Origin of the sequence: uncultured Campylobacter sp., assembly GCF_938017615.1 — a bacterium.
In the GTDB taxonomy this organism is placed as follows: domain Bacteria; phylum Campylobacterota; class Campylobacteria; order Campylobacterales; family Campylobacteraceae; genus Campylobacter_B.
The window spans coordinates 1-3,013 of record NZ_CALIJA010000123.1 but is presented as its reverse complement, the minus strand read 5'-3'; the positions used below and the strand labels follow the sequence as shown (position 1 = coordinate 3,013).

Annotated in this window: 2 protein-coding genes; both read right to left on the bottom strand. The window is 48.6% G+C overall.

Going from position 1 to position 3,013, the window contains the following annotated elements; genetic code table 11:
• Window positions 1–9: 9 nt before the first annotated feature.
• Complete coding sequence (locus Q0620_RS06420) at window positions 10–558, bottom strand: hypothetical protein (protein WP_298783857.1); 549 nt, start codon at window positions 556–558, stop codon at window positions 10–12.
• A 135-nt stretch (window positions 559–693) separates the two neighbouring features.
• Window positions 694–2,898, bottom strand: a complete 2,205-nt coding sequence (gene priA, locus Q0620_RS06415; RefSeq protein WP_298783858.1) for a primosomal protein N' — start codon at window positions 2,896–2,898, stop codon at window positions 694–696.
• Window positions 2,899–3,013: the final 115 nt, after the last annotated feature.

Below are 3,013 nucleotides of genomic sequence, written 5' to 3'. Positions count from 1 at the left end.
CGATCAAGTTTATTCACATTCGTGAACATATGGATCTTTTAGGGTAAATTCGCCATGATCTCCCAACCAAAACGTCGCATACTCAAAATTATCAATAGCAAATGTCGCATGGTGCTCGCTGTATACCCTGCGCGATCTGCATTTTTTGCCTTTGTAATCATAGTGATCTGATAGCTTTTTATAAAACTCGATGCTTTCGTTATCAAAGTCGTAGCCTAGCGCGATATCTTGATTTCGCCCGTCGTAAAAATGGATATAGTCGAAATCGAGATTATAGTAAACCTTGCAATGGCTATTGTCGCCGTTTATTATGGCATCGCTGCAATATTTTTCTAGTTTTAATTTCTCTTTTTCAAACTCATGCCGTAGCTTGGCTTGCTCTGGCGGGTCTAAATTTTGTGTTTTCTCAGTAAAAAATTCCTCTTCATACCTAAGCGCCTTTTGCAATAAAATAGCCGCATATTCGGCTCTTTTAGAATAAAAATATAGAAAATAGGAGGTGTATAACATAAAGATAAAACCCGCAAAAATCATAAAATTTCTAAGTAGTTTTTTCAAATCGTCGCCTTTTTCGATTATACAAGGTAGCAAGGCCCACCGCCGCCAAAATCTATTTTCTAGCATTAATTCATCGCCCCGTTGCACAAAATTTTGCTGGCAAGGCTTATGTCAATAAAATTTTACAAATCGCGCTTAGCCGAAGCTTACGGGATCCATATCGATCTCAATGGGCAGATGTTCAAGCGCGCGCGCGGCGTTGATTAGCGGCACGTGCGAGCTAGCGCGCAGCAGAATTTCAAAGCGAAATTTCGACGCGATATAGGCGATACCCGCCTTACCGTAACCGATGATCTCAAAGCTCTCGCTCGCCTTCTCTTTCAAATGCTGCGCGGAATTTTCGGCAGTATTTTCGGCCGCCAAATTTATAAAATTTTGCGCACTGCTCTTTCTTTCAGGCTTTAAATTTACGCTACCCGCGTCCCCGTCGCAAGCTGAAATTTGCGCGGCATTTTTTAAATTTGAAGCGTTTTGGCGGTTTAAATTTGCATTGCTCTCACACAAATCCGAGCTTTGAAATTTAGAATTTGATATTTCGCTGCTGCTGCCCCCTGCGGTATTTTCTAAATTTAAAGCATTTAAACTTGCTCGCTTCGAGCCTGTATCCAGCCCGTCACGCAAAGCAAACGCGCTACCTCCCGCCTGTTTGCGACGTAAAAGCTCAAGCGCGGCGTTCATTATCTCGCTCGCCGCCTTTTCGTTTTTATGCGAGATTAGCACGCGTAAAAGCCGCATATACGGCGGATAGAGCCCCTCTCGAAACTCCGCTTCGTCACGCAAAAAATCGTCGTAGTTTTCGATATAATCGCTAAAAAAGCCGCTCTGGCGCGTCTGTATGACGACCCTGCCCTGCCCCGAGCGACCCGCGCGGCCAGCCACCTGCATCGCAAGCGCTAACGTCTTTTCGCGCGCCCTAAAATCGGGATAGCTCAGATGCTCGTCAATCCCCATTATCACCGCAAGATCGACGCCATGGTAATCGTGCCCCTTACTAAGCATCTGCGTGCCTACCAAAATGTCGATTTTATGGGCGTTGAAGTTATTTAGCAGCGCCTCAAGCTTGCGCTGCGTGGTGATCTCGTCGCGATCAAATTTTGCGATGCGGGCGCTCGGGAAACGCGCCGCAAGCTGTGCCGCAAGCTCGCCCGTGCCGATCTTGCGCACCTGCATCACTTCGCCGCCGCAGTTTTCGCAAGACGCCCTGTAAAACATGCTAAAGCCGCAGTAATGGCACTTTAGCGCCGCATCGTCCGCGTGGTAGCTCATCCCGACGGCGCAAAACGGACAGCGCACGATCTGCCCGCAGTTTTCGCAAACCATATATTTGTAGTTCGCGCGCGTCGGCAAAAACACGACTGCTTGCTTGCCGGCTTTGAGGCTACGCTCGATCTCGGTTAAAATTTTGGGGCTCAGCCCCGTCTCGCTCTCGTCGAAAATGAAGCGCTTGTCGCTGCTAAAATAGGTGCCGCGCAGGCGGAAGTGTGGCTGCTTCGCGTAGGTGCTAAGCGCGGGCGTCGCGGAGCCCAAAACCACGCGGATACCAAGCTTCTTGCCGACGAAAATCGCGGCGTCGCGGGCATTTAGGCGCGGCGCGGCGGCGGATTTATAGCTGTCGTCGTGCTCCTCGTCCACGACGATGAGACCCAGATCGCTAAAGGGCAAAAATAGTGCCGAGCGGGCGCCTGCGATAAGCCGGATCTCGCCTGCATTAAATTTTTCTAAAATCTCGCGTTTTTTTTTGGGCGAAATTTTGGAGTGCCAGACGCCGAGCCGCTCGCCGAAATAGCTTTGTAGCCGCTTCGTCATCTGCGGCGTGAGCGAGATTTCGGGCATCAAAAACAGCGCCTGCTTGCCCGCAGCGAGCGCCTGCGCGATCAGCGCGATATAAATTTCGCTCTTGCCGCTGCCCGTATCGCCGAAAATCAGCGACGTCTCATTGGCTTCGGCAAATTTACGCGCTTGCTCCTGCGCGGGGGTGAGGTTTGGAATTTTACCTATCTGAAGCGGAGATAACGGCTGCGAAATGGAGCTTTGCGCGGTAGTGTCGAAATTTTGAATTAGGACGGAATTTTGCGCTGAAACAGAATTCTCTCTATCGGCAAAATCTCGCTCTTGGATAGAATTTTGCGCGATGGTGGAATTTTGTTTGTACACCGAACTCGGCGCAGCAGCAAAATTTATGGCGGTCTTCATGGCGGCGGAATTTTGCGCCGATGTAGAGTTTTGAATTGAAGCAGAATTTTGCCCGTCGTCAAACGCTTGGATAGAATTGGTGGTAGAATTTGGCGCCAAATTTCGCGAGATAATATTTTGCGCCTGCTTTAAATTTTGCCTTTGCATGGAATTTGGCGCGATGGCAGAATTTATGACGGTAACAGAATTTTTTGAGATAGTAGAATTTCTCGTCAATGTAAAATTCTGGATTGAGGCGGAATTTTGTATGGCACTAAAGTCA